This window comes from Arthrobacter sp. NPDC058130, from assembly GCF_042884475.1.
Taxonomy (GTDB): domain Bacteria; phylum Actinomycetota; class Actinomycetes; order Actinomycetales; family Micrococcaceae; genus Arthrobacter.
Map to the genome: position 1 here is coordinate 50,161 of NZ_JBHVTV010000011.1, position 23,626 is coordinate 73,786.

The 23,626-nt window shown below is 66.0% G+C and carries 24 protein-coding genes and 1 pseudogene; 17 read left to right on the top strand and 8 right to left on the bottom strand.

What is annotated here, in order from left to right; translation table 11 throughout:
- Positions 1 to 55: 55 nt before the first annotated feature.
- The 5 genes from ACFVTM_RS17170 (at position 56) to ACFVTM_RS17190 (ending at position 5,976) form a co-directional block, all read left to right on the top strand.
- The gene (locus ACFVTM_RS17170; RefSeq protein WP_390204913.1) at positions 56 to 1,378 is read left to right on the top strand and encodes an ABC transporter substrate-binding protein; all 1,323 of its coding nucleotides are present in this window, start codon (positions 56 to 58) and stop codon (positions 1,376 to 1,378) included.
- Positions 1,379 to 1,460: 82 nt separating this feature from the next.
- Positions 1,461 to 2,543 (top strand): carbohydrate ABC transporter permease, encoded by a 1,083-nt coding sequence (locus ACFVTM_RS17175; RefSeq protein WP_390204914.1) that lies wholly within the window; start codon positions 1,461 to 1,463, stop codon positions 2,541 to 2,543.
- Positions 2,540 to 3,490, top strand: coding sequence for a carbohydrate ABC transporter permease (locus ACFVTM_RS17180; RefSeq protein WP_390204915.1), 951 nt, complete (start codon positions 2,540 to 2,542; stop codon positions 3,488 to 3,490). Before ACFVTM_RS17175 ends, ACFVTM_RS17180 begins: the two co-directional genes overlap by 4 nt.
- The gene (locus tag ACFVTM_RS17185) at positions 3,487 to 5,184 is read left to right on the top strand and encodes an alpha-amylase family glycosyl hydrolase (RefSeq protein WP_390204916.1); all 1,698 of its coding nucleotides are present in this window, start codon (positions 3,487 to 3,489) and stop codon (positions 5,182 to 5,184) included. Before ACFVTM_RS17180 ends, ACFVTM_RS17185 begins: the two co-directional genes overlap by 4 nt.
- A 342-nt stretch (positions 5,185 to 5,526) precedes the next feature.
- A complete protein-coding gene (locus ACFVTM_RS17190; protein WP_390204917.1) occupies positions 5,527 to 5,976 on the top strand; it encodes a Panacea domain-containing protein in 450 nt (149 codons plus the stop codon).
- A gap of 249 nt (positions 5,977 to 6,225) precedes the next feature.
- Here ACFVTM_RS17190 and ACFVTM_RS17195 read toward each other — a convergent pair whose 3' ends face one another.
- Positions 6,226 to 6,864, bottom strand: a complete 639-nt coding sequence (locus tag ACFVTM_RS17195; protein ID WP_390204918.1) for a 4-hydroxythreonine-4-phosphate dehydrogenase PdxA — start codon at positions 6,862 to 6,864, stop codon at positions 6,226 to 6,228.
- Positions 6,865 to 6,910: 46 nt separating this feature from the next.
- Here ACFVTM_RS17195 and ACFVTM_RS17200 point away from each other — a divergent pair, with 46 nt between their 5' ends.
- Together ACFVTM_RS17200 and ACFVTM_RS17205 are read left to right on the top strand one after the other, a co-directional pair.
- Complete coding sequence (locus ACFVTM_RS17200; protein WP_390204919.1) at positions 6,911 to 7,216, top strand: putative quinol monooxygenase; 306 nt, start codon at positions 6,911 to 6,913, stop codon at positions 7,214 to 7,216.
- Positions 7,217 to 7,228: 12 nt separating this feature from the next.
- The gene (locus tag ACFVTM_RS17205; RefSeq protein ID WP_390204920.1) at positions 7,229 to 7,630 is read left to right on the top strand and encodes a hypothetical protein; all 402 of its coding nucleotides are present in this window, start codon (positions 7,229 to 7,231) and stop codon (positions 7,628 to 7,630) included.
- Between the two features lie 130 nt (positions 7,631 to 7,760).
- Here the strand turns inward: ACFVTM_RS17205 and ACFVTM_RS17210 are convergent, their stop codons facing one another.
- The 5 genes from ACFVTM_RS17210 to hisC all read right to left on the bottom strand — a co-directional run bounded on the left by ACFVTM_RS17210 (position 7,761) and on the right by hisC (position 13,111).
- The gene (locus ACFVTM_RS17210; RefSeq protein WP_390204921.1) at positions 7,761 to 8,342 is read right to left on the bottom strand and encodes a hypothetical protein; all 582 of its coding nucleotides are present in this window, start codon (positions 8,340 to 8,342) and stop codon (positions 7,761 to 7,763) included.
- Between the two features lie 74 nt (positions 8,343 to 8,416).
- Positions 8,417 to 8,653 (bottom strand): hypothetical protein, encoded by a 237-nt coding sequence (locus tag ACFVTM_RS17215; RefSeq protein ID WP_390204922.1) that lies wholly within the window; start codon positions 8,651 to 8,653, stop codon positions 8,417 to 8,419.
- Between the two features lie 551 nt (positions 8,654 to 9,204).
- On the bottom strand, positions 9,205 to 10,047 hold the full coding sequence (locus ACFVTM_RS17220) for a hypothetical protein (RefSeq protein ID WP_390204924.1): 843 nt from the start codon (positions 10,045 to 10,047) through the stop codon (positions 9,205 to 9,207).
- 498 nt (positions 10,048 to 10,545) lie between these two features.
- Positions 10,546 to 11,958 (bottom strand): amino acid permease, encoded by a 1,413-nt coding sequence (locus tag ACFVTM_RS17225; protein ID WP_390204926.1) that lies wholly within the window; start codon positions 11,956 to 11,958, stop codon positions 10,546 to 10,548.
- A 43-nt stretch (positions 11,959 to 12,001) separates the two neighbouring features.
- Complete coding sequence (gene hisC, locus ACFVTM_RS17230; RefSeq protein WP_390204928.1) at positions 12,002 to 13,111, bottom strand: histidinol-phosphate transaminase; 1,110 nt, start codon at positions 13,109 to 13,111, stop codon at positions 12,002 to 12,004.
- A gap of 93 nt (positions 13,112 to 13,204) precedes the next feature.
- Here hisC and ACFVTM_RS17235 point away from each other — a divergent pair, with 93 nt between their 5' ends.
- The 4 genes from ACFVTM_RS17235 to ACFVTM_RS17250 all read left to right on the top strand — a co-directional run bounded on the left by ACFVTM_RS17235 (position 13,205) and on the right by ACFVTM_RS17250 (position 16,585).
- Positions 13,205 to 13,708 (top strand): Lrp/AsnC family transcriptional regulator, encoded by a 504-nt coding sequence (locus ACFVTM_RS17235; protein ID WP_028272046.1) that lies wholly within the window; start codon positions 13,205 to 13,207, stop codon positions 13,706 to 13,708.
- A 129-nt stretch (positions 13,709 to 13,837) separates the two neighbouring features.
- Positions 13,838 to 15,508, top strand: coding sequence for a thiamine pyrophosphate-binding protein (locus ACFVTM_RS17240; RefSeq protein WP_390204930.1), 1,671 nt, complete (start codon positions 13,838 to 13,840; stop codon positions 15,506 to 15,508).
- Between the two features lie 52 nt (positions 15,509 to 15,560).
- Positions 15,561 to 16,133 carry a FadR/GntR family transcriptional regulator gene (locus ACFVTM_RS17245; RefSeq protein WP_390204932.1) on the top strand — a complete coding sequence of 191 codons (573 nt, stop codon included), beginning with the start codon at positions 15,561 to 15,563 and terminating at the stop codon, positions 16,131 to 16,133.
- Positions 16,134 to 16,282: 149 nt separating this feature from the next.
- Complete coding sequence (locus ACFVTM_RS17250; RefSeq protein ID WP_390204933.1) at positions 16,283 to 16,585, top strand: YciI-like protein; 303 nt, start codon at positions 16,283 to 16,285, stop codon at positions 16,583 to 16,585.
- A 169-nt stretch (positions 16,586 to 16,754) separates the two neighbouring features.
- On the opposite strand, the gene ACFVTM_RS17255 is transcribed toward ACFVTM_RS17250, so the two are convergent.
- A complete protein-coding gene (locus ACFVTM_RS17255; protein ID WP_390204934.1) occupies positions 16,755 to 17,009 on the bottom strand; it encodes a hypothetical protein in 255 nt (84 codons plus the stop codon).
- A 294-nt stretch (positions 17,010 to 17,303) separates the two neighbouring features.
- Between ACFVTM_RS17255 and ACFVTM_RS17260 the strand changes: the two genes are divergently transcribed.
- The 5 genes from ACFVTM_RS17260 to ACFVTM_RS17280 all read left to right on the top strand — a co-directional run bounded on the left by ACFVTM_RS17260 (position 17,304) and on the right by ACFVTM_RS17280 (position 22,129).
- The gene (locus ACFVTM_RS17260; RefSeq protein ID WP_390204936.1) at positions 17,304 to 18,266 is read left to right on the top strand and encodes a lipid kinase; all 963 of its coding nucleotides are present in this window, start codon (positions 17,304 to 17,306) and stop codon (positions 18,264 to 18,266) included.
- Positions 18,267 to 18,542: 276 nt separating this feature from the next.
- On the top strand, positions 18,543 to 18,671 hold the full coding sequence (locus tag ACFVTM_RS17265; RefSeq protein ID WP_390204937.1) for a hypothetical protein: 129 nt from the start codon (positions 18,543 to 18,545) through the stop codon (positions 18,669 to 18,671).
- A gap of 204 nt (positions 18,672 to 18,875) precedes the next feature.
- The gene (locus ACFVTM_RS17270; protein ID WP_390204938.1) at positions 18,876 to 20,564 is read left to right on the top strand and encodes a LuxR C-terminal-related transcriptional regulator; all 1,689 of its coding nucleotides are present in this window, start codon (positions 18,876 to 18,878) and stop codon (positions 20,562 to 20,564) included.
- A 99-nt stretch (positions 20,565 to 20,663) separates the two neighbouring features.
- Positions 20,664 to 20,963 (top strand): hypothetical protein, encoded by a 300-nt coding sequence (locus tag ACFVTM_RS17275; RefSeq protein ID WP_390204939.1) that lies wholly within the window; start codon positions 20,664 to 20,666, stop codon positions 20,961 to 20,963.
- A 35-nt stretch (positions 20,964 to 20,998) separates the two neighbouring features.
- Positions 20,999 to 22,129 (top strand): flavin-containing monooxygenase, encoded by a 1,131-nt coding sequence (locus ACFVTM_RS17280; protein WP_390204940.1) that lies wholly within the window; start codon positions 20,999 to 21,001, stop codon positions 22,127 to 22,129.
- Between the two features lie 91 nt (positions 22,130 to 22,220).
- Here the strand turns inward: ACFVTM_RS17280 and ACFVTM_RS17285 are convergent, their stop codons facing one another.
- The gene (locus ACFVTM_RS17285; protein ID WP_390204942.1) at positions 22,221 to 22,739 is read right to left on the bottom strand and encodes a cupin domain-containing protein; all 519 of its coding nucleotides are present in this window, start codon (positions 22,737 to 22,739) and stop codon (positions 22,221 to 22,223) included.
- Positions 22,740 to 23,052: 313 nt separating this feature from the next.
- Between ACFVTM_RS17285 and ACFVTM_RS17290 the strand changes: the two are divergent.
- Positions 23,053 to 23,535: pseudogene (locus ACFVTM_RS17290) on the top strand (SRPBCC domain-containing protein).
- Positions 23,536 to 23,626 lie beyond the last annotated feature (91 nt).

Genomic DNA, 23,626 nt, shown 5'->3' on the forward strand with positions numbered 1-23,626 from the left:
ATGCACCAAACACGCACAAACCGACTCGCACCACCCACATAACAAGGAGCAACACATGAGGCAGCGCCGCCGCACCTGGCAGACTCTTCTCGCCACCACCGCATCCCTGACCGTCGCCGCCGTCGCCCTCACCGGCTGCGGCGGGACCGCCACGGACGCGAAGAGCGCCCCGAAGGCCGCCGCCGCGTCCTTCGAGGGCAAGGGCCCCATCAACTACGTCTCCAACCGCGACGCCTCCGGTGCAGCGAACAAGAGCATCGAGGAATGGAACGCCGCCCACCCGGACGAGAAGGTCACGTTCATCGAACTGCCGGACTCCGCGGACCAGCAGCGCCAGCAGCTCATCCAGAACGCCCAGATCAAGTCGGACACCTTCAGCGTGCTGAACCTGGACGTCGTCTGGACCTCCGAGTTCGCCGCCAACAAGTGGATCCTGCCGCTGCCCGCGGACGCGATCCCCACGGACAAGATGATTCCGGCCACCGTCAACGCCGCGACGTACCGGGACTCCCTGGTGGGCGCCCCGTACTACACCGACGGCGCGCTGTTCTACTTCCGCTCGGACCTGCTCAAGGCCGCCGGCATCGCCGCCCCGCCCAAGACCTGGGAGGAGATGAAGACCGCCTGCAAGGCCATTCTGGCGCTCCCGGAAGCGGCGGGCATGTCCTGCTACGCCGGCCAGTTCGACAAGAACGAGGCCCTCACGGTCAACTTCTCCGAGGCCGTGGCCTCCGCCGGCGGCACCGTGGTGGACGCCGAGGGCAAGCCCACCGTCAACACCGCCGAGGCCAAAAAGGGCCTGAACCTGCTGGTGGACGGCTTCAAGGACGGGCTCTTCCCCTCCGACGCCATCACCTACCTCGAGGAGCAGGGCCGCCGCGCGTTCCAGGACGGCAAGCTGGTCTTCATGCGCAACTGGCCCTTCCTGCACGCCTCTCTGAGCGCCACGGACGGCTCCAGCAAGGTGGCAGGCAAGTTCGGCATCACCTCCATCCCCGGCACCGACGGCCGCGGCGTCTCCACCCTCGGAGGCCGCAGCCTCGCCATCTCCCCATTCACCCCGAACAAGGCCACGGCCCTGGAGTTCGTCAAATTCTTCACCAGTCAGGAGCAGGCGCAGAAGCGCCTGGCCCTGTCCTCCCGCGCCCCGGTGTACGCCTCCCTCTTCGCGGACCCCGCCGTCGTGGCCAAGCGCCCGTTCTTCCCCACCCTGCTGACCTCGCTGAACAACGCCCAGCCCCGCCCCAAGGTGGTCCAGTACGGCGCCACCACCAAGGCCATCCAGGAAGAGGCCTACGCGGCCATCACCGGCAAGAAGGACACGGACACGGCCCTGAACGACATGCAGGCCAAGCTCACCGAACTGTCCGCCAAGTAATTCCGAACTATTCGAGCTGCTGCTGGGCCGGCCGGTTCATCCCGGCCGGCCAGGCAGTTGCAATCCCAGTGAGGTTCCCAGAATGACGACGACGACCGCCCCGCCCGCCGGTGCGCAGCCCGGCACGCCCCAAACAGCCAGCCCAGCCAGCCCGCGCAAACGCGGCCGCCGCGGCACCCGCACCGCCGGCGAAAGCCGCATGGCCGCACTCCTGCTCTCCCCCACCCTCCTGGTCCTGGCCCTGGTGATCGTGTACCCGCTGCTCTCCGCGGTGCACCAGTCCCTGTTCCGCGCCGAATCCGGTCTGGACGCCAACGGCTTCGTCTCCGAGGTGGACGCCTTCGTGGGCCTGGCCAACTACGCGGACATGTTCGTCGGCGAATCCGGCCGGCGCTTCCTCAACGCCCTCGGCAACACCACGTTCTTCACCATCACCACCGTGTTCCTCGAAACCGTCCTGGGCCTCTGCCTGGCCCTGGCCATGAACCGCGCCTTCCGCGGCCGGTCCTTCCTGCGCGCCAGCATCCTGGTCCCCTGGGCCGTGCCCACCGCCGTCTCCGGCCTGCTGTGGCGCTGGATCTTCCAGTCCGACGGCATCGCCAACACCCTGCTCGGCAGCGAAATCCTCTGGACCGCCGAGGGCAACGCCTCACGCGCGGCCATCATCATCGCCGAGGTCTGGAAGACCGCCCCGTTCATCGGCCTGCTGGTCCTCGCCGGCATGCAGGTCATCCCCGGCGAAGTCTACGAAGCTGCCAAGATCGACGGCGCCGGCTGGTGGCGCCAGCTCGGCTCCATCACCCTCCCGCTGGTCAAGCCCACCCTGCTGGTCGCCGTGCTGTTCCGCATGCTCGACGCGCTGCGCATGTTCGACCTCCCGTTCGTGCTGATCGGGCCCGGCAAGGAATCCGTGGAAACCCTGTCCATGCTCGCGTGGGATGAATCCAACCAGCTCCGCTACGGCTCGGCCTCCGCGTTCGCGGTGGTGCTTTTCCTGTACGTAGCGATCGTCGCGATCGTGTTCGTGAAGGTGCTCGGCGCCGACGTCACCGGCGCCAAGGAACTGAAGCTGATCTCCAGGAAGTCCCGCACCAAGGCAACCCGCACGCCGGCGAACGCTGACCAGGCAACCGCCGAACAGAAGAAGGCCGAGGCCACCCGATGACCATCTCCGACCTCCGCAACGCCGCCAACGACTCCGGCGCCCCAGGCGCATCCGGCGCCGGCACGCCCGACGCAAGCACCGCCGTCGTACACGGCAAGCCGAACACAGGCAAGCCGAAAGCACAGCGCACCTGGCGCTCCTACTCGGTGTACCTGGGCTTGGCGCTGATCTTCGCCTACTGCCTGGCGCCGTTCTACTGGATGCTCGTCTCCAGCCTGCGCCGCACCGCCGACATTTTCGACAACACCCTGCTGCCGGCGCCGTTCTCGATCGAGAACTACGTCAAGGTGTTCGACGGCTCCACCATGTTCGGCCAGGCCCTGCTCAACTCCCTCATCGTGGCCGGCACCACCACGGCGTTCGCCCTGCTACTGGGCGTGTTCGCCGCCTACGCGATCTCGCGGCTGAACTTCCGCTTCAAGTCGCTGATCCTGGGCGTCATCATCGCGACGTCGATGTTCCCCGGCATCTCCGTGGTGGTGCCGCTGCTGAAGCTCTTCACGGACCTGGGCTGGATCAACACTTACCAGGCCATGATCGTGCCCAGCCTGTCCTTCGCGATCCCGCTGGCGGTCTGGAACCTCACCACGTTCATGAAGGCCCTGCCGTTCGACCTCGAGGAAGCCGCCATGATCGACGGCTGCACCAAGTGGCAGGCGTTCCGCAAGGTGCTGCTGCCGCTGGCCGCGCCGGGCGTGTTCACCACCGCGATCCTGACCTTCATCCACAGCTGGAACGAATTCATCATCGCGCTGTCCATGATCAACGACCCCAAGGTCCAGACCGCCACCGTCGCGATCTCCAAGTTCACCGGCGCCACCGAATTCCAGGCGCCCTTCGGCGAACAGATGGCCGCCGGCGTGATCGTCACCGTACCGTTGGTCATTATGGTGCTGATCTTCCAGCGGCGGATCGTCGAAGGCCTCACCGCCGGGGCCAGCAAATGAGCGCGTGTCCTGTGGGCCCTGTCGAGGAGACCGCTCTCGCGCCGGCCCCCGAGTGGTGGCAGTCCGCCGTGATCTACGAGGTCTACCCGCGCTCCTTCGCCGACGGCGACGGCGACGGCGTGGGCGACCTCGCCGGCCTCATCGCCCGGCTGCCGTACATCGCCGCGCTCGGCGTGGACGGCATCTGGATGACCCCCTTCCAGCCCTCCCCGCAGGTGGACCAGGGCTACGACGTCACCGACTACTGCGGCGTGGACCCGCTGTTCGGCACTATGGAAGAGTTCGAATCGCTGCTTTCCAAGGCGCACGCACTGGGCCTGCGGGTCCTGCTCGACGTCGTCCCCAACCACTGCTCCTCAGAGCACCCGCTGTTCCAGGCGGCCCTCGCGGCCGGCCCCGGCTCGCCGGAGCGGGACATGTTCCACTTTGTGCCCGGTCCGGTGGGCATGTCCGACGACGGCGGCGCCGGCTCTGCGGCTGGCACCCCCTCCGGCGGTTCAGCCGGTGAGTCAGCCAACGATGTCCCGCCGAACAACTGGCAGAGCGTGTTCGGCGGTCGGGCGTGGAGCCGCGCCAACCCCGGATCCGAAACGGATCTCGACTGGTACCTGCACCTGTTCTCGGCCGGGCAGCCGGACTGGAACTGGCGCAACCCCGCCGTCGGCGATTACTTCGACGGCGTGCTCCGCTTCTGGTTCGACAAGGGCGTGGACGGGCTGCGCATCGACGTCGCGCACGCCCTCTTCAAGGCTGAGGGGCTGCCGGACTCGCCCTCCACGGGCGGGGTGGTGGACGGGCTGCGATCCAACCCGCAGGTCTCGGATCAGGAGGACGTCCACGAGGTCTACCGCCGCTGGCGCACCCTGGCCGAGAAGTATGAGCCGCACCGGCTGCTGGTCGGTGAGGTCAACCTGGAGCCCGCCCGGGCCGCCCGCTACACGCGGGCCGACGAGATGCAGCAGGCCTTCGCCTTCGCGTTCGTGAAGCTCGGCTGGGACGCTGAGGCGTGGGCCGCCGTCGGGAACGAGCTCGAAGCCGCCCGGCAGCTCCACGGCGCCGCGCCGACGTGGGCGCTGGAAAACCACGACATCGTCCGCTCCGTCACCCGGTTCGGCGGCGGCGAGCTCGGCAGCGTCCGGGCCCGGGCCGCGCTCGTGGCCCTGCTGGGACTGCCCGGCGCCGCGTACCTTTATCAGGGCCAGGAGCTCGGCCTGCCCGAGGTCGACGTCCCGGTGGAGGCCCGGGTGGATCCGATGTGGGCCCGCGGCGGCGTCTGCCGCGACGGCGCCCGCGTCCCGCTGCCCTGGACCGAGGACGCGGCGCTGAACCACGGATTCTCGCTCGGTGAACCCGCTGCGGATCCGTGGCTGCCGGTCCCGGGGGGCTGGGGCACGCACGCCGTCGAGCTGCAGGAGCAGGATCCGCAGTCGGCCCTGATTCTGACCAAAGCGGCGCTGGAGCTTCGCCGGCAGTTGTGGAAGAACGAGGTCTTCACCGCGGATGACGGCTGCAGCTGGCGTGTCGAGGCCGGAAACCTCCTCATCTGCGAACGTAACGAGCACTTCCTGGTCGCCGTCGCCATGGGCACTGAACCGGTGAAGCTTCCCGCCGGAACGGTGCTGCTCAGCGCCGCACCGCTGGCCGAGGACGGCTGGCTGCAACCGAACAACGCCGCCTGGGTGCTCCGGGGCTGAGGGTACTGCGCCACTGAGCGATTTTCCACATGAAGTGCTGTACACGTTTCCTTCGGAGACGTGGGGGCGCTTGTATTTACCGCTGATCTCGACCAGGCGTTTGTCGTCTTTTTCCTCTGTCACATGGAACTGACCGGACGTGTTCGGCTGTCGCCGCACGACGGCCCTTGTGCACTGGTCCGAATCAGCGGCAACCGCAAGTAGGTGAACCCGCAGAATCAGTGCTCTGTCATACGGAGGCAGTAAGATGAGCCGACCGATGGAAATCTCGGTAGGCAACGACGCGCTAACCTAGTAGCGGTGGGATGCAAGGTCGGCATCGTACGGGATTGGAGGGGACTCATGCTGAAGGCTAAGGACGTAGCCGAATGGTTCATCAACTGGGCGGCTTCTGACGAGGAGTCCTCGGATCTGACCAATATGAAGCTCCAAAAGCTTCTCTATTACGCGCAGGGCCATCACCTCGGCAAATATGGCACGCCCCTCTTTTCGGAACAGATTGAGGCGTGGTCGCACGGGCCTGTCGTTGCCACGGTCTACGGGATGTACAAGGACTCCGGCAGCAGCCCCGTAATGTCGAAGAACCCGCAGTTCAATTGGGACACCTTCACGGATGAACAGCACAATTACTTAGCGACCATCTGGAACAGCTACGGTGGTTTTACTGCGGCGAAGCTTCGGAACATGACCCACGACGAAAACCCCTGGAAAGAAAAATTCCGGGAGAACGAGAACCGCAAGGTTATTCCGGTCACCGATATCGCAAAGTACTTCGCAGCCCGCGCTTCCTAGCAAATGGCGAAAACTAAGGGCACTCGCCCTGCCGGTACCAGCGCGACCGTCCCCGTGGTCGAATCCGTCAACTACGACAAAGAACATCCTAAATTCTGTTTCAGGTACACCCAGAGTGGAAACTGCCCGGATGACCTGAGCAAGGATCAGCAGATCGCTCTCGTGCTGACGCTTCACCGGCTCGCAAAAATCGACTGGGCTACCATCAAGAGCAGCGGACGGCACGCCTTGGGCACGGAGTTCATACCGCTAGGACAGATCAACGTTCCTGTCCCGGTAAAATTTGATACCGAGGAGAGATTCATGTTCTTCCGGTACCACGGGAAACTGCCAGTGGGAGGCGTTCGAATACAGGACACTTTTCACATCTTGTGGGTCGCAAAGGACTTCAAAGACGTTTACGGGCACTGAGCATTCGGGCCGCTTCGCTGGAGCAGGAGGAACGGACTTAAGGATCGTTTCATACCTGTGCAGCACCGGGCTCGGGGACATCTCCGCGGCCTGGCGCATGGCCTCGATCATGCTGCGCACGTCCACTATGCCCTTGCCCGCGATGTCGAAGGCCGTGCCGTGGTCCACGGAGGTGCGGATCACGGGCAGATCCACGGTGATGTTGACGCCAGCCTCGATGCCCAGCACCTTGACGGGGCCGTGGCCCTGGTCGTGGTACATCGCCACGATGAGGTCGTAGTCGCCGCGGCCGGCCAGGAAGAACGCCGTGTCCGCCGGGAGCGGGCCGCGGGCATCGATGCCGTCGGCCTGCACTTTTTCGATGGCCGGGGTGATCTTTTCGGCTTCCTCGCCGTGGCCAAAGAGGCCATTCTCCCCCGCGTGCGGGTTGATGGCGCAGACGCCGATCTCGGGATTGTCGACGCCGGCGCGCTGCATGGCGCTGTGCCCGCGCCGTCGGCGGCGACAACATGGTGATTCAGCTATGACCGTCACCACTGTGGCCCACTACCACTTCCCGGCGACGGCCCGGGAGGCGGTGCTGGAGAGGCTGCTGCCAGTTGCTCAAGCCACCCTCAGCGAACCAGGACTGGAGTACTTCCACATCCTCGAAACGCCCAGCGATGAGGGCCACCTGATCCTGATCGAGGGGTGGAAAGACGAGGACACCTTTGCATCCCACCGTGAAACACCGCATTCCATTGACGGGCTCCCAGAGTCAGTGGTCCCGCTCCTTCAAGAGCGGACAGTCCACATTGGCGCCCCGGCGTTTGAAGAGCAGTTCTCGTAAGGCCCGTTTCGGGTGTTCGTACAGCTGGACGCGGGCGGTTTCGTCCGCGTCCAGGCTGACACTGCCTCGACGTTGCGGGGCTGGCGCTGGGCGGCGGAGGCAGCCCTTGGCTGTATTCACCGCGAACGACGGCTAGATGCGACTCTTCGGGAATCTCGGCCGGTTCCGCCGAGGCGGGCCACCGTCGGCAACGAGTTCGAGGCTCCGCGGTTAGCGCATGGTGCTACTCCGACGTGGGCTCTGGAAAACCACGACATCGTCCAGTCCGTCACCCAGTTCTGCAGCGGCGAGCTCCTCCTCACTCAGGCGCGGGCCGCGCTCGTGGCGCTGCCCGAAGTGCCCGGCGCCGCCTGCTTCTACGATGGCCAGGAGCTCGGGCCGCCCGAGGTCGATGTCCCGGTGGGGCCCGGATGAATCCGATGTGCGCCCGGGGCGACGGCGCCCGCATCCCGTTGCCCTGGGCGGCGAACAGGTGCAGCCGCAGGTTAGGACCCCAGGACTAGGCCCCGCACCGAACTAGCGATGCGGGGCCAGGTCGGTGGTTTCAGGCAGTACGCATCTCCTTGGCCAGCCCCAGGCTCATTACGATCAGCACCGGCGTGGCCAGCAGCAGCGACGACACGAAGAGGGCCGCGCCGAAGTATGTCACGGCGAGCCCAATGAGCCCCAGCAGCAAGGCGAATCCGGCGAAGCTCAGCGAGGTCACCGGCGGGCCCTGGTTCCGGTTCCGCTGGTTAGCCAGAAGGACGATGCCGGCCGTGATGTTGCCCAGTGCCGCGACCAGGACGAGGAACGCCATGAAGGCTGTGCTGCTGCCGTTGCTGAAGCCGGCGATGGACGGGATGAACAGCCAAACACCGAGGACAATGCCGACGATGCCGGACGCGACCCGGTAGCCCGAGGTCTTGGGCTTCAGCGGACTGGCCTGCGGCCAATAGGCGGCGGGCGGGTACTGCTGCGGCGGGTAGGGAGCGTATTGCGGCGGCTGCTGGCCGTAGCCTGGCGGGGTGTACGGCTGCGGAGGGCCGTACGGGCCCTGAGACGGGTAGCTGCCCTGCCCGGGCTGGGGCCAATTGGCGTACGGGTGCTCGGGTGCCGGCGGTACCGGCGGGACGTTCTCGGTCAAAAGGTTCCCCCATCAATAGGTACTGGTAACGGAGACAGATTACATGTGCCGGTCGCTGCTCCCGGGGCTGGCGGTTACGAGCCGCCGACGAACATCCGCTGGTAGTCCTTCGGCTGTGCTGTGTGCTCATGTCGGTCCCGGCTCCGGGAGCCCCAGAATTTATCCGAATCTTCGGAGACGGAGAACGCCACAAGCGGGGTGCCGGCGTTCCGGTCCGCGGGCAACTGGACGCCATTGGCTCTGTAACCCCGGCGGCGGTGATTCTCGGAAACGTCGAAGAAGTGGATGACGGCGTACGGTTCAGGGTGCACGAGTCGTTCGTGCTCGGACTTAATGACCTTCTGGACTTCGAAGTCGGCCGCGACCTCATGCTGGTCGTCGAAAAGACGTAGAAGTGCAGTTGTGGAAGAACAAGGTCACTGCAGACGACGGCGGCACCTGGCGGGTCGAGTCGGGCAACCTCCTCATCTGCGAACGCAACGAGCACTTCCTCGTTGCCTCCGCCACGGGAAGCGATCAGGTCAAACTCCCTACCGGCACAGCGCCGCTCCGCCGGACCAGGACGGCTGGCTGCTGCAACCGAACTACGCGGCGTGGGTGCTGAGTGTCTGACGCCATCGCCTCCGCCGCCCGCGATGTCGCATCGCCTCAAAATACGAGGCATATACATAAAGGCGCGCTCGCGTTCGGCCTTGAAACTGGGGGCAGCTCCATCCTCAAGGACTTTTGCCTCGGGCGCTAGGTCAGTGTTCCATGGGCGCTTCGGGAAGCCGGCGATGGTAAACAGGACCGCCTTGGCTCCCGGCGCGGCGCGACAAAGCCCCCGGTGATGTGCCGGGGGCCTTGGCCTTCCTGTAAGTGTTTACTTTACGGCGACGAATACCTTGTCACCTAGCATGCCCGGCCTGACGGCGAGGACGCCTTGGCCGGCCGTGGCGGCAGGAACTTCAATGGCCTCGTTGCCCGTCGCGGTGGCATTCTTGTATAGCGTGCTCACGGAGTCGATAGGCTTCGGTGCGACAGCGTGGTTGTCTAGGTCGTTGACCGTCTTGCCGTCCGCCGTAACGTAGTCAATTGACACGAAGGCAGGCATCTGACCGTTGGCGTCATCGCCAATGTAAGTAGCGGAGTAGTTCACCAAAATGTACTCCGACCCGGCGGTCGGCGGCTTATTGAATTGGTTGGCAGCAACAACGGCATCCGTGGCGGCGAGGGTGACCGAGTTGATCACAACGCGCCAGTCTTTAGACTCGATAACCGAGCCGATCGGGTATGGGTTCTCGCGGGTTCCTGCCTTGGCCGCAGGCTTCGCGTCCGCGGCTCCGCCAGTGGCACCTGCATTGCTGGACGGCTGGACGACTTTGGTGTCTCCGCTTCCGAAAGCGTTGTCAACCGACGATGCGACGACGGAGAAAAACACCGCGAACCCGACGATAGTTCCCACGATGGACACGATCAGGGCCGTGATGCCCATCCACTTCGCTTTGTCCTTGAGGAACAGAGAAACGAGGGCCAGAACGAACGCGATTGGCAGCAGCACCCAGCCAACGATGAGAGCGCCGGGGACACAAGCGAAAATGAACCCGAGCGCTGCTGTGATGAGCGCGATCAGCCCGAGGACGTTCAGCGGCTTCTTTGCCTTCCCCGTTGCTGCCCGGGCCTCGCCCTCACGTGTGGTGTCGGGCACCGTTGTATTCTCTGTCATGGGAGTTCCTGTCCTGTCTAACTCGATTGGCTGATTCTCTGGGTGGCTTCTCCGCCATGCGGTGTCACTGAGATATAGCCCTGTGGCAGGCCAGACAGATCAATCCCCCACGAGGAACTATAACCACATAGGCGGAAAACCTGAGTATTGTCTGGGAACTTCAGGAGAGGGTCCCTGGAAAGGGCGAGAAAGGGACGCAGAAGACGTGGAATGTTACGTTTCTGCTGCTCACCAGATTCCGGTTCTTGTTGATTGGCGACTTAGTTTACTTCACTGATGACGAGCACCTACGTCGTGTCGCACAGACACCACTCCAAGTCGGGGTCGACGTAACCGAACACTTTTTTGAACAGCTAACTAAAACTCGCTGGTCGGGTATGCCGTCCGGCCCAGGAGCATTCAGCACTTTTATCGCCCGGCACCTCAAAACGCCAAGGGCGCGCCCGGCCAGACCGGACGCGCCCTTCGTCTGCTCAACCCCCGTTAAAGCACCTGATTTTAGTCGATAAGCACTGGCTGATTATCGCGGTCCTCAGATTCAATGCGGCCCGGAACATTACCGGAACGGTGGTTCAGCCAGTTAGCCACCGCCAGAAGCGCCACGAGTGCGAAAGTGCTCAGAAGCTGCGGACGGGAATCCTCGCCGATGAATCCCACCGTGAAGATCGCCGCAAGGATGACCAGACCAAACACCGTGAGCCACGGGAAGCCGGGCATCCGCAGGGGAAGCTCCGTTCCCTCGCGGTCGGCGCGGAGGCGCAGTGCGAGCTGGGCGAGGAGCGCGGACGTCCACACCAGCAGGCACGTCGAACCCACGATGTTGAGCAGAATGGGAAGGACCTTCTCCGGGAAAGCCAACTCCAGCACAACCGTGACAACGCCGAAGGCGACGCTGGCCAGGACTGCGACAACCGGGACACGCGCCTTGGACACCGAGGCTAGCAGGCGTGGCGCTTCACCCCTCTCCGCGAGGGAGTACGCCATCCGTGACGCACCGTAGAGGTTGGCGTTGAGGGCGGAGAGCAGCGCTGCGACGGCCACCAGGGTGATGGCGGTGGCTGCGCCGGGCATGCCGGCGGCTTCCAACACGGCGGCGAACGGGCTCTTCAGCCCCGCCGACCCCACGGGAACCACCGCTGCGATGACGAAGATGGCGCCGATGTAGAAGACCAGGATGCGCCACAGCACCGTGCGGACCGCTTTCTTCACGCTGCGGGCAGGCTCGGCGGTCTCAGCTGCCGCCACGGACACGATCTCGGTGCCGCCGAACGCAAATGCCACTACGAAGAGTGCTGTGGCGATCCCGGCGAAGCCGTCGGGCGCAAAGCCGTCTCCGGTGAAGTTGGCCAAGCCCGGCGACTGCACGCCCGGCAGCCAGCCGAACAGCAGGGCAGCGCCCACCAGGAGGAACCCGACGATTGCCGCTACCTTGAGCAGGGCGAACCAGAACTCGAACTCGCCGAAGTTCTTCACGCTGGTGAGGTTCACAGCGGTGAGCACAACAATGAACACGAAGGCCATCAGCCATACCGGCAGGGCCGGGAAGATGGTGGCCAGCAGTCCTGCCGCACCGAGGGCTTCCGCGGCGATGACCACCACGAGCTGCAGCCACCACAGCCAGCCCACCGTGGCACCGGCCACCGGCCCGTAGGCCTTGGCGGTATAGACGGAGAAGGCGCCGCTGTCCGGATGGGCGGCGGCCATCTCGCCGAGCGCCCACATCACCAAGATGATGAGGGTGCCAGCCACAAGGTAGGAGATCAGCACGGCCGGTCCTGCAGCTTGGATGCCGGCGCCGGAGCCGATGAACAGGCCCGCGCCGATGGCGCTTCCGAGCCCCATCATGGTGAGCTGGCGGGGTTTGAGTGCCGCGCCCAGTGCGCGGCCAGACGTCTTTGTCTGTTGTTCCATGGGGAGTCCTCTGGTTGTAGGTGGAACGGATTGGGGTTTCAGGTCAGTCGATTGTCGAGGCTACGTGGGCCTCCAAAAGCCGGAGCACGCGGTCGTTGGAGGCCGTGTCAGCAACGGTGATCCGCACGCCGTCGCCCTGGTACCCCCGCACCAGGATGCCGGCGGCGTCGAACGCGGCCACCAGCCTCGCGAGCAAATGTTCATCAGCACGGATCCACAGGAAGTTGCCTTGGCTCGCCTGCAGTTTCCAGCCCTGCGCTTTCAGCTGCGCGGCCATCCGTGCCCGCTCCAGCTTGACGGCGGCCACCCGCGCTTCCATCTCCTCCCCGGCATCCAACGACGCGATGGCCGCCTTCTGGGCCAGCGCACTCACCGAAAAGGGAAGGGCAGTCCGGCGCAGTCCCTCGGCGATGTCCGGCGCGGCCACGGCGTATCCCACCCGCAGGCCAGCGAGTCCGTAGGCCTTCGAGAAGGTGCGCAGGATGCAGAGGTTCGGGTACTGGCGGTACAGCGCCAGGGAATCGGGACGGCTGCCCGCTTCGGCGTATTCCACGTAGGCCTCATCGATTACCACGAGGATGTCCGAGCGGACGGACTGCAGGAAGGCCTCGATCCCTTCATGGCTGATCGGCACACCGGTCGGGTTGTTGGGGGTGCAGAGCAGGATGACCTTGGTGCGGGCAGTGATGGCCGCGGCCATGGCATCGAGGTCGTGGCCCTCAGCGCCGTCCAGCGGGATGCGGACCGGCCAGGCGCCTGCCAGCTCAACCAGGATGGGGTAGGCCTCAAACGAGCGCCACGCGAAGATCACTTCATCTCCGGCGTCGCAAAGTCCGGTGATGATCTGCTGGAGGACGCCGACACTGCCGGGCCCCACGGCGACTTCTCCGGCCGTGACGCCGAGGTGGAGGGCAATCCGTTCACGGAGTTCGACGGCGGCACTGTCAGGGTAGCGGTTCATGGTACAGGCCGCTGCGGCCACCGCAGCGGCGGCAGCGGGCAGTGGCTCGTAGTGGCTTTCGTTGCTGGCGAGGGCTGCAATGTCCGCGCCGGCGCTGCGCCGGCCCGGGACGTAGGGCGGAAGTCCAGCCACCGCGCCACGAAGGGTGGGGAGCGCGGTGTCCGGTGCGGTCAGAAGCTGATCACGGGTCATGAGGAACGATCATGATTGTGACCCGTCCCACAATGCAAGATACTCTCAACTCATTGGGACTTCTGCTCAACTTCTACTGTCTGCGGTGAAAATATGACCATTCCGAACCCCCGCACCCTGGATTCCCTCGACGGCAGGATCATCCTGGCCCTCGACAAAGATCCTGAAGCCAGCGCCCTGGCACTCTCGCGGACGCTCGGCGTCGCACGGAACACTGTCCACGCCCGGCTGGCGCGGCTCGAGCGCAGCGGCGCCCTCCGCTCCTTCAGCCGGAGACTGGATCCCGCCGCGCTTGGCTATGACCTGATGGCCTTCCTCTCACTGTCCATCAGCCAGACGCGGACAGGTGCGGTGGAAGACGGGCTCGCCGCGATTCCGGAGGTCATCGAGGTGCACGCCACCACCGGGGACGCGGACCTCATGGCCAAGGTGGTGGCACGCAGTACGGCCGATCTCTACCGCATCACCAACGAGATCCTGGAAATCGAGGGAATCCAACGGACCAGCACGGCCATTTCCGTACTGGAACTCATGCCGCCCCGCTACGACGGCCTCCTGAGTCGGCTGTCCGAGCAGGAATCCCGGCCCTCGCACTAAGCGCACTAAGCACGGGTGATGCGCGCCACAGGTGGGCAAATTTTCAGTTGCAGTGTTAGCTTGCTGCCAAAAATCCCAATCCACTTCCATGCTCTTGCCTATCTGTGAACCAGCCCACAAGATTCCTGCATGACACTTACCGTCTCCGGCCGCGTGGCGCAGGTTCTCAGCAGCTATCTCAGCGATGTCTTCGGCGTGATGGGCAACGGCAACGTCTACTTCCTGGACGCCGCGGAAAAGCTGGGCCTCCGCTTCTCCCCCGTCCGCCATGAAGGCGCCGCCATCGCCGCGGCCGACGCCTACTACCGGACATCAGGACGTCTCGCAGCGGGCACCACCACCTACGGCCCCGGCTACACCAATGCACTCACCGCCCTCGCGGAGGCGGTCCAGGCGCAAATCCCCGTGGTGCTGGTCACCGGCGACGCCCCGAGCAGCGGCGCCCGGCCCCAGGACGTGGACCAGGCGGCAATCGCCGCGGGCGTCGGCGCGGCGACCTTCAACGTCACCCGTGAAGCCGCGGGCGCCATCACGCAGCAGGCGGTGGAATACGCGCTCACCAAGCGGACCGCCGTCGTCATTGCTATTCCCTACGACCTCGCGGCGCTCGAGGCTGCTGAAGAGGAACTTCCGGCGCCGCTGGCAGCGGCGGTGAGTGACGACGTCGACGGTGGCCTTGGGCAGGTGGCTCGGCTGCTCGCCGGGGCGAAGCGGCCGCTGATCCTCGCCGGCCGCGGTGCTCATCTCGCCGGCGCCGGCCCGGAGCTCCGGGAACTCGCCGACCGTCTGGGCGCGCTGACCGCCGGAACCGCCCTGGCGCTCAACCTCCTCCAGGGCGAGGGATACCTCGGCGTCGCGGGCGGCTTCGGCACGGAAACCGCGGCCGGGCTCATGGGTGAGGCCGATGTGGTCCTCGTGGCCGGGGCAAGCCTGAGCCCTTTCACCATGCGGTTCGGGCACCTGATCGGCCCGGACAGCACCGTCATCCAGATAGACGCCGCCCTGCAGCCGACGCACCCCCGGGTGGATACGTTCGTCAGCGCGGACGTGAAGTCTGCCGCGGCACGCATCCTGGGGATGCTGGTTGGCCCGGCCTCACCGACCGCCAGCCGCGCAGAAGCCTGGCGCGCGGAAGCCCGCAAACGCCTGGCCGAGGGACCGGGCCACCAGGCAGGCTCCGCGGAGACCCCGGACGGCCGGCTGGATCCGCGCTCCCTTGCCACGGCACTGGATGCGGTGCTGCCGGAGCGCCGCACGGTGGTCCAGGACGGCGGCCACTTCGTCGGCTGGGCACCCATGTACTGGCGCATCCCGAGGCCGCAGGACCTGGTCATGGTGGGGACCGCCTATCAAGCCATCGGGCTGGGCCTTGCCAGCGCCGTCGGGGCCGCCCGCGCGGTGGAGGACGGCCGCACCTTGGTGCTGGCCTCCGGCGACGGCGGTTTCCTGATGGGCCTGTCCGACCTCGAATCGCTCATCGGCACGGCCAGCAGCGCCGTCGTCGTGATTTACAACGATGCCGCCTACGGAGCCGAAATCCACCAGTACGGCTCCCAGGGCCTGACCGAGAAGCCCATGCTGATCCCCGAGGTGGACTTCAGCGGCGTCGCCCGAGCGCTCGGTGCTGAGTCGGCGATCGTCCACTCGCTGGCGGATCTTTCCGCGCTCCAGGACTGGATCGACGCCGGCGCCAAGGGAACCTTTGTGGCCGACTGCCGGATCACGTCGAGCGTCCGGGCCCCGTGGCTGAGCGAGTGGATGAAGGCCAAGCAGGCCGCGAAGGCGGCGGTGGCGGGGTAGCTGCCCGGCTGGCACGAAAAGGAGGCCGACGACGACACCCAGTGTCGCCGCGGTGAGCCCGATTACCGCCCGCCGGGCGCTGGCCAGCCTGGCTGACCAGGGCGTGGTGGTCCGCCGCCGGGTCCGGGCCGGCGGCACGTTCGTGGCCGACGAGCCTCCGCGGAACGTGCTGGCCGAGCTCACGGCGTCACCGGCCGAGTCCCAGGCCGTGAACCGGCTGGTGGACCGGAGGCTGCCGTTCGAATGCGCCGTCACCCACTACGCGGCCCTCAACGCGACGGCGGAGCAACTGGATGAGCTCGACCGGCTGACGCACAGCATGGCCGAGTCCGCGGACTGGTCCGGCTACCACCAGGCGGACGAGCAGTTCCACCAACTGGTGGGCACCGCGTCCGGGCTGGGCACCGCCGTCGAGGTTTATCACGAGACGCTGGCGGAGCTGTATGCCTATTTCATCCCCTACCCCATCGAGCTGCTGCACAAGTCCAACTGCGACGACGTTGCCCTGGTGGCGGCCCTGCGCGTCGGCGACATCCAGGAAGCCGTGGAGGTCTCGCGCATGCACGTGGACATCCTGCACCGCACGATGTTCATGGGCCTGACGGAGGGCGGCGGCGCCACCTGACGAACGGACGCCGGAAGGCGGACCATTAAGCTGGCGATTTCGCCGACACCCGCCGGGTACAGGTTGGGGCGGCCTCCGTTTCTGGCTAAGTCCCGGTGGGTAGGCTGCTTCTACAACGAACGAAATCCCTGAACGATATGGAGACAGGCATGCACGCCGTCCTCGAATACACCTACGCAGACAACTACCTTGAAAGCCGCGAACAATACCGCGCAGACCATCTTCGGGCGGGGTGGGAATCAGTCGAACGCGGCGAGCTTCTGCTGGGCGGCGCCGTTGGAGAAGTCCCCTTCAAAGGCTTGCTGATCTTCACCGGCGAAAACGCGCTCGAGGCCGCGAAAGCTTTTGCATCCGCCGATCCCTACGTCATCAACGGCGTCGTGACGGAGTGGACCGCCAGCCCCTGGACGACGGTGCTCGGAAACGAAGCGGCCTCACCCGTTCGTCCCTAAGCCCTGTCGAGCGCGCCTCCGGACACCGTGGAACTCCGTGGTTGAGCTCGTCGAAGCCTGTACAAACGTCCGCTGGCGCGAAAAAAGGAGGCCGACGACGACACCTGGTGTCGCCGTCGGCCTCCTTTCATGCCCGCGCGGTGGTTCTACCCCCGCAGGGCGCTGGAAACTAGGCCGCCGCCGGAAGAGTGACGTAGCTGCCCTCGATGACGCCGGCGGCAACAACGGGAGTGCCGTCTACCGTGACATAGCTGCCCCGGGTGACGGGGGGCAGGTTTCGAACACCGGCGACGGTGACATAGCTGCCCTCGACGCCGGCGGGGACGCTGCCGGCGGGGAGGGTCACGTAGCTGCCGCCGCGCGATGCGGTGTCAGCGACGGTGGTGGATGAGGAGGCTTCGGGACGTTCGGTCAAGATAGTCATGGTTCTCCGTGAGGTTTCTGGATGAGGGCCACACACATAGGTTCTTGTGCCGCTCAAGCAGGAGGGCGTTGCGCATTGTGGCGTTTGCCCGGCTGTCCCGGGTATCTTCACCGGTGCGGTACTCAAGGGCTACGCTGGCCTGCATCCAACTTTACAGGCTTATTGTGACTTACTCAGAATAAGGTGGGAAGGCTCACCTTAGAAGGTGTGACGGCTCACGTTTTGCGCAAGGCACCTGCGGGCGACCCCGAACGGCGCCGGCGCGATGGTAAACACCCGGGTCCGTCACCTAGCATGGCCCACATGAAAACTGCCCCGGGCCCACGCTCCGCCGCCGTTGTCATCAACGCCGGATCCCGCCGAGGGGCGGCATCCGAACTTGCCGTGGACACAATGCGCAAGGAAGGAGTACCCATCTCCTCCGTGCACCATGTGCTCTCCGGGGCAGACCTGGCCGGGACGCTTGACCGGGTGCTTGCGGACGGGCACGACATGATCGTTGTTGGAGGCGGCGACGGGACGGTGTCCTACGCCGCCGGCCGGGTTGCCGGCACCAACGTTATGCTCGGCGTTCTCCCGCTGGGCACCGCCAACGACTTCGCCCGCACGCTGGAGCTGCCGAACAATCTTGCCGAGGCGTGCGCTACCGTCGCCGAAGGGAAGGTGGTGGACATCGACCTCGGCCGGGCCAACGGTGCGCCGTTCCTCAACGTCGCCTCCGCGGGCCTCTCCGTGGCAGTCACCGAAGCGCTCAGCCCCCGGCTGAAGCGGTACATCGGACCCTTTGCGTACAGCATCGCCACGCTTGGGGCGTACGCCCGGCACAAGCCGTTCCGGGCCCGCCTCGAGTTCCCGGAAGGGGACCACGAGCCGCTGGAGCTCGAGGACCTGCTTCAGGTGGCCGTCGGCAACGGCCGGCACTATGGCGGCGGCAACACGGTCTCCCCCACGGCAGGGATCGACGATCACACCCTTGACATCTATGCCATCCTGGCAGGCCCGGTCCGGGAGCACGTGACGATCGCACGGCTACTCAAGGACGGAAGCTTCATCAAACACGACCGGGTACACCACCTGACCAGCCGGCACGTCCGCCTGGTCACCGAGCCGCAGATGCCGGTAAACCTCGACGGCGAGATCGCCGTCACCACGCCGACCGACTTCACCATCGAGCGCAACGCCGTCCACGTGGTGGTGCCTCAGAGCAGCACCAGCGCGTTGTTCGACGGGCCGGGCGCCGCGAACTGGCCGTCCTGAGGGTGTTGTTTCCTAAACAGCTCAGGAGTGAATCACGGTTTTGACCGGGGACTGCACCCCGGCGACGGAAGCCCTAGCCGGTTTGTTGCGCAAAGCTCTGATTCCTTGGGTCGTCCCGACCACTAGCAGCGAACGTCTCGCTGAACTAGGCGCTGGAAGGCTCCGCTGGAACGGGGACTGCTGTCGGGAAGGGCGTGTCAACATCGCGAAGAACAACAAAACCGGTGTCCGGCAATATCCACGGATCCGGATCAACACTTATTGCTGAGAGCTCACGTGGCACTGGTGGCGGCCCTGCGTGCCGGCGATGTCCAGAATGCCGTGGAGGTCTCGCGCAAGCACGTGGACATCCTGCAGGACCATGTTCATGGGCTTGACGGACGGAAGAGCCGGTTCCACTTCTGAGCGATGAACGCTGGCGGCCGCATAGGCGAAAAGTAGCCCCTCGCCGAGTGCTGGGCCGCGCCAGCCCCGCACCTTGCCGCCCCTTAACCCCGGCGGTAGCCTGAAAAGCAGATGACGGGCCGCGCCGCCCACCACCGGTTCCGCGAGCGCCGGGCTGGGCAGCGCCCACCGGCTCAGACCCGCCACCGGGAACGGGGAGGCGCGATGTCTACACTCGCACACGGCCGGGAAGCCTACGCCGAACGGCGCTGGCCGGACGCCGTAGGGCAGTACACCGCGGCCGACCACGACGCCGAACTTCCGGCCAGCGATCTGGAACAGCTGGCCACCTCCATCATCCTCACCGGCCGGGGCTCCGAGGGAGTGGAGATCCTGGCCCGGGCGCACCTGAAGTACCTCGCCGACGGCGACTACTCCGCCGCCGTCCGCTGCGCCGCCTGGTCCGGGTTGAACCTTATGCTGCTGGGCGAGGCGGCCCGCAGCGCCGGCTGGCTCGCCCGTGCCCACCGGATCGTCGAGGACCTGCCCGAACCCTGCCCTTTCGAGGGCATGCTGTCCGTCCCTGCCGGGCTGGGCGCCCTCTACCGCGGCGACGGCGCCGCCGCCGCGGAGGCCTTCACCCGTGCCGCCGACCTCGGACGGGAACGTGGCGACGCTGACGCGGCCGCCCTCGGTTTGCTGGGTCTGGGGCAGGCAAAGATCATGCAGGGCCGGCTCGAGGACGGGCTGGCCCTACTCGACGAAGCCATGGTGGCCGTAACCGTGGGGGAGATCTCGCCGGTCCCGGCCGGGATCATCTACTGCGCTGTGATCGGAACCTGCCATCTGGCCTTCGACCTGCAACGGGCTCACGAGTGGACCCGGGCGCTGGACCGGTGGTGCGACGCGCAGCAGAGCCTGGTGGCCTACAGCGGCCAATGCCAGATGCACCGCTCCCAGCTGTACCGGCTGCACGGCGCCTGGGCCGAGGCGATCGACGCGGCCAAGAGGGCGCAGGACCTCGCCTTCCGCGGCGACCTGTTGGCCACCTACGGCGGCTTCTACGAGCAGGGCGAAATCCACAGGCTCCGGGGCGACTTCGACGCCGCCGAGGCCTCCTACCGGCACGCTCTGGAGACCGGTTTCCCGCCGCAGCCCGGACTGGCGCTCCTGCGCCTGGCCCAGGGCAAGCCGGACCAGGCCCAGTCCCTGCTCCGGCAGGCCATGGACGGCGCCGACCCCACCCACCGGCGCCAGATGCTCGCCGCCCGGGTGGAAATCGAACTGGCAGCAGGCGACGCACGGGCAGCACGGGCTGCCATGGAGGAGCTGGCTTCGCTCTGCGCCTCGATCGACATGCCCCTGCTGCACGCCCTCGCCGAGCAGTCCGAGGCCTCTGTCCTGTTCCACGAAGGCGACCCCCGGGCTGCCCTGATCCCGCTTCGCCGCGCGTGGTCCCGCTGGCTCAGCCTCGATGCACCGTTCGAAGCGGCCCGCTGCCGCGCCCTCCTGGCCAGGCTGTGCGCCGCACTCGGCGATGAGGAATCCGCCCGGCTGGAACTTGAAGCGGCCCGGGCAGTATTTTCCGAGCTGGGCGCCGCGCCGGCGCTATCGGAGCTTGAGCACTCGCTGCCCGTCGCGCCGGACACCCGGACAACCCCGGCGCCAACCACCGGGAACGACGCTCATCACACCGCCGACGCCGGGCCGCTCACCGCACGCGAAACCGAGGTGGTCCAGCTCGTCTCCGCCGGACTGAGCAACCGGAACATCGCATCCGAGCTGTTCATCAGCGAAAAAACGGTGGCCCGGCACCTGAGCAATATCTTCACCAAGTTGGGCCTGACCTCCCGGGCCGCGGTCACGGCCTACGCCTACCAGCACGGGCTCGCCCCGACCTCCCTCCCTGCATAAAATTACCCATCCCCGCCCGCCGGATTTTTCTCTCCGGCAGATAGGAAATGGGTGATTCGCCCGATTCGCCACGGCGCGACGAAAAATAGCGTTAATGGCATGAACGTTTCGGTGCTCGCAGGAATGGTATCCACCGGCCTCTTCGCCGTGAGCTACCTGCCCATGCTGCTCAAGGCACTACGCACGAGGGATCTTGACTCCTACAGCCTCGGCTACCTCGCGCTGAGCAACGTCGCCAACGCAGTGCACTCCGTCTACGTCTTCAGCCTCCCTCCGGGGCCGATCTGGCTATTGCACTCCTTCTACGTCGTCGCCTCCGCGCTGCTGCTCATCTGGTACCTAAGCTTCCGGTCCGAACCCGCCGGCCACCCGGCGCCACAGCAGCCACAACGTTCATAGCCACCCACTGCACACGCAACCAAGAAGGGACCACCATGAACACCACCCCAGCAACTGACACCGGCGGCGCCGTCGACACCGTCATCGTCGGCGCCGGACAGTCCGGCCTGGCGCTGGGCTACTACCTGGCGCAGCAGCAGCGCAGCTTTGTCATTCTCGACGCCGGCACACGGGTCGGCGACGCATGGCGGAGCCGCTGGGACTCGCTGCGCCTGTTCACCCCGGCCAAGTACGACGGCCTGCCCGGCCGGCCCTTCCCGGGAGACCCCCTCGCCTTCCCCACCAAGGACGAGCAGGCGGACTACCTGGAGGACTACGCCTCCCGGTTTCACCTGCCGGTCCGGCCCAACACGGCCGTCACCCGGCTAAGCCACGACGGGCAGCGGTTCCATGTCACGGCCGGGACGCAGCGCTGGACGGCGGCGAACGTCGTCCTCGCCACGGGTGCCTGCCAACTGCCCAAGACGCCGGGCTTTGCGGCGGAACTGCCGTCCGACGTCGTGCAGCTCCACTCCCACAACTACAAGAGCCCGGCCCAGCTCCAGCCCGGTCCCGTCCTGGTGGTGGGGGTGGGCAACTCCGGGGCGGAGATCGCCTTGGAGACCAGCCGCACGCATGAAACCTGGCTGGCCGGCAAGCCGAGCGCCGAGATCCCGTTCCGGCACGGCCGGACCGCGGCCCGCTTCTTCCTCCCGGTGGTCCGCTTCGCCGGGCTGCACGTGCTCAACACCAACACGCCGGTCGGGCGCAAGATGCTGCCCAGGATGGCTGCCACGGCTACGCCGTTGATCCGCACCAAGCTCGCTGACCTCGAGGCCGCCGGCGTCCACCTGGTGCCGCGGGTCACCGGAGTCCGGGACGGCGAAGTAATGCTCGACGGCGGTCAGGGCCTTCCGGTGGCAAACGTCATCTGGTGCACCGGCTTCACCGAGGCCTACCCGTGGCTGGGCATCCCGGCGCTGCCCGCGAACTGGCGGGAGCAGCAGCACCGCGGGATCGTGGATGCCCTGCCGGGCCTGTATCTGCTGGGGAAAGATCTCATCTTCGCAGCGGCGTCGGAAACCCTCCCCGGCGTGTGCCGGGACGCCAAATATTTGGCGAAGCGGCTCGCCGCCACCCGGACACCGGAGCACGCAGCGGCGGTCCAGAGCGGGCTGGCGGCGTAACGCACGAACGGCCCTTTCTCGCGCCGCACGGCGACATGGCCTTTTGTCGGGATGTCGTCGTCGGATTCAAGGCCGGGACATCTCGCCATTGTCAGGTCGTCAGCGGCGGCCCGATGATCTCGATGTTGTGGCGTGCAGCAATCGCGATTAGTGCCTGGCCGTCGATGGGTTCAGGTTCCGGCAGTTCCCTCCGCGCTGCGGGTGCTCCCACCTCGGCGGTGAAGGTTTCGAAGCCGGCCGGCACGGTGATCACCAGGCAGCGGAAGGGCTCGTGAGGGCCCGCCAAAAACGAGTGGGTGGAACCTTGGGGAAGAAAGGCGAAATCACCCCTTTGCACGGTGAAGCGCTCACCGTCGCTCTCGAAGAGAGCCGTACCCGAAATAATGTAGAAGGATTCATCCTCAACCAAATGACGGTGCATCGGCGGAGAGTAACCCGCCGGATGCAAAATCTCTACAACGGTCAGCCGCTGCTTCGTCTCCGGACCGCCTGCTTTGACCATAACCAGTGCATTCGTGAACCACAGGGCGGTCCCCTCGTCGGCTGCAAGTTTGTACGCCTTGCCCTGTACGCCGGTGGCCGGCGCGGCCGTATCATCGATCCTGTCCATGACGCTCCTCAGCTTGGCACTGCCTGCAATGCTACTCAGGATCCCGATCCGATCAATGCCGTGCAGCTTACTGGCGTCCGCACCCGCCACAGTGCGGAACCGACATGGCACCGCCGGGACCCATCGTGACGAGGGGTCCCGGTCTCCCAGCAGGGCTGCCAGCCCGCCTTCCCGGGTCCGCAGGGCGCCCACGCTGCCTGAGCGTTGCTTGCCCGTTTCGGTGCCCGTGATGTTGAATGAGGCGTCCAATTTCACCGTCGCTGATGTCCCGTCGGCCTTCCGGATATGTGCCCTGCAATGCCAGAGTTGAACAATGAACGGGGAAACCGGGAACGATGCAACCGGGAATCACGAAACCGGCGGGCTGGTCCTGAACCTGGAGTGCACGCTCGTTGCTGTCCCGGAAGACGTCTTCAGGATGCTGACGGAATCAACCGAACTGGTGAAGTGGTGGGGTCCGCACGGCTTCACCGTCCCCGAGGCGGAGGTCAACCTCGTGGTGGGCGGTGGTTACCGAATCCGCATGACGCCGCCGGACGGCCAACCGTTCCACCTCTCGGGCGAGTTCCTGGAGATCGATCCTCCGTGGCGCCTGGTGTACGCCTTCCGCTGAGAGGAACCGCTGCCGGACGACCGGGAGACCGTCGTCGACCTCTCCCTCCGGGGTGTCGGCGAAGGCACGCGCGTAGTGCTCTCTCAGGAACCGTTTCTGACGGAGGAACGGCTGGGGTTGCACCGCAACGGATGGACCGAGTCGTTTGAGAAATTGCAGGCGGTCTTAGACAGCCGCGCCTGAGGAAGTCTGGCCTGCCGCCCGTCGTCGTGATCGTTCAGTCGATGAGACGTCTCCGGCGAGACCCCCCTTGACTTCTCTGCTGACCGTCGTC

Bases quoted from the DNA above. Each gene is read 5' to 3' on its own strand.
- ACFVTM_RS17275 (WP_390204939.1), top strand. From the start codon at position 20,664: ATGAACGTTTCGGTGCTCGCAGGAATGGTATCCACCGGCCTCTTCGCC.
- hisC (WP_390204928.1), bottom strand. From the start codon at position 13,111: ATGACCCGTGATCAGCTTCTGACCGCACCGGACACCGCGCTCCCCACC.
- ACFVTM_RS17250 (WP_390204933.1), top strand. From the start codon at position 16,283: ATGCACGCCGTCCTCGAATACACCTACGCAGACAACTACCTTGAAAGC.
- ACFVTM_RS17255 (WP_390204934.1), bottom strand. From the start codon at position 17,009: ATGACTATCTTGACCGAACGTCCCGAAGCCTCCTCATCCACCACCGTC.
- ACFVTM_RS17260 (WP_390204936.1), top strand. From the start codon at position 17,304: ATGGCCCACATGAAAACTGCCCCGGGCCCACGCTCCGCCGCCGTTGTC.
- ACFVTM_RS17175 (WP_390204914.1), top strand. From the start codon at position 1,461: ATGACGACGACGACCGCCCCGCCCGCCGGTGCGCAGCCCGGCACGCCC.
- ACFVTM_RS17170 (WP_390204913.1), top strand. From the start codon at position 56: ATGAGGCAGCGCCGCCGCACCTGGCAGACTCTTCTCGCCACCACCGCA.
- ACFVTM_RS17220 (WP_390204924.1), bottom strand. From the start codon at position 10,047: ATGACAGAGAATACAACGGTGCCCGACACCACACGTGAGGGCGAGGCC.
- ACFVTM_RS17270 (WP_390204938.1), top strand. From the start codon at position 18,876: ATGTCTACACTCGCACACGGCCGGGAAGCCTACGCCGAACGGCGCTGG.
- ACFVTM_RS17190 (WP_390204917.1), top strand. From the start codon at position 5,527: ATGCTGAAGGCTAAGGACGTAGCCGAATGGTTCATCAACTGGGCGGCT.
- ACFVTM_RS17240 (WP_390204930.1), top strand. From the start codon at position 13,838: ATGACACTTACCGTCTCCGGCCGCGTGGCGCAGGTTCTCAGCAGCTAT.
- ACFVTM_RS17200 (WP_390204919.1), top strand. From the start codon at position 6,911: ATGACCGTCACCACTGTGGCCCACTACCACTTCCCGGCGACGGCCCGG.
- ACFVTM_RS17280 (WP_390204940.1), top strand. From the start codon at position 20,999: ATGAACACCACCCCAGCAACTGACACCGGCGGCGCCGTCGACACCGTC.
- ACFVTM_RS17235 (WP_028272046.1), top strand. From the start codon at position 13,205: ATGACCATTCCGAACCCCCGCACCCTGGATTCCCTCGACGGCAGGATC.
- ACFVTM_RS17225 (WP_390204926.1), bottom strand. From the start codon at position 11,958: ATGGAACAACAGACAAAGACGTCTGGCCGCGCACTGGGCGCGGCACTC.
- ACFVTM_RS17285 (WP_390204942.1), bottom strand. From the start codon at position 22,739: ATGGACAGGATCGATGATACGGCCGCGCCGGCCACCGGCGTACAGGGC.
- ACFVTM_RS17180 (WP_390204915.1), top strand. From the start codon at position 2,540: ATGACCATCTCCGACCTCCGCAACGCCGCCAACGACTCCGGCGCCCCA.
- ACFVTM_RS17185 (WP_390204916.1), top strand. From the start codon at position 3,487: ATGAGCGCGTGTCCTGTGGGCCCTGTCGAGGAGACCGCTCTCGCGCCG.
- ACFVTM_RS17195 (WP_390204918.1), bottom strand. From the start codon at position 6,864: ATGCAGCGCGCCGGCGTCGACAATCCCGAGATCGGCGTCTGCGCCATC.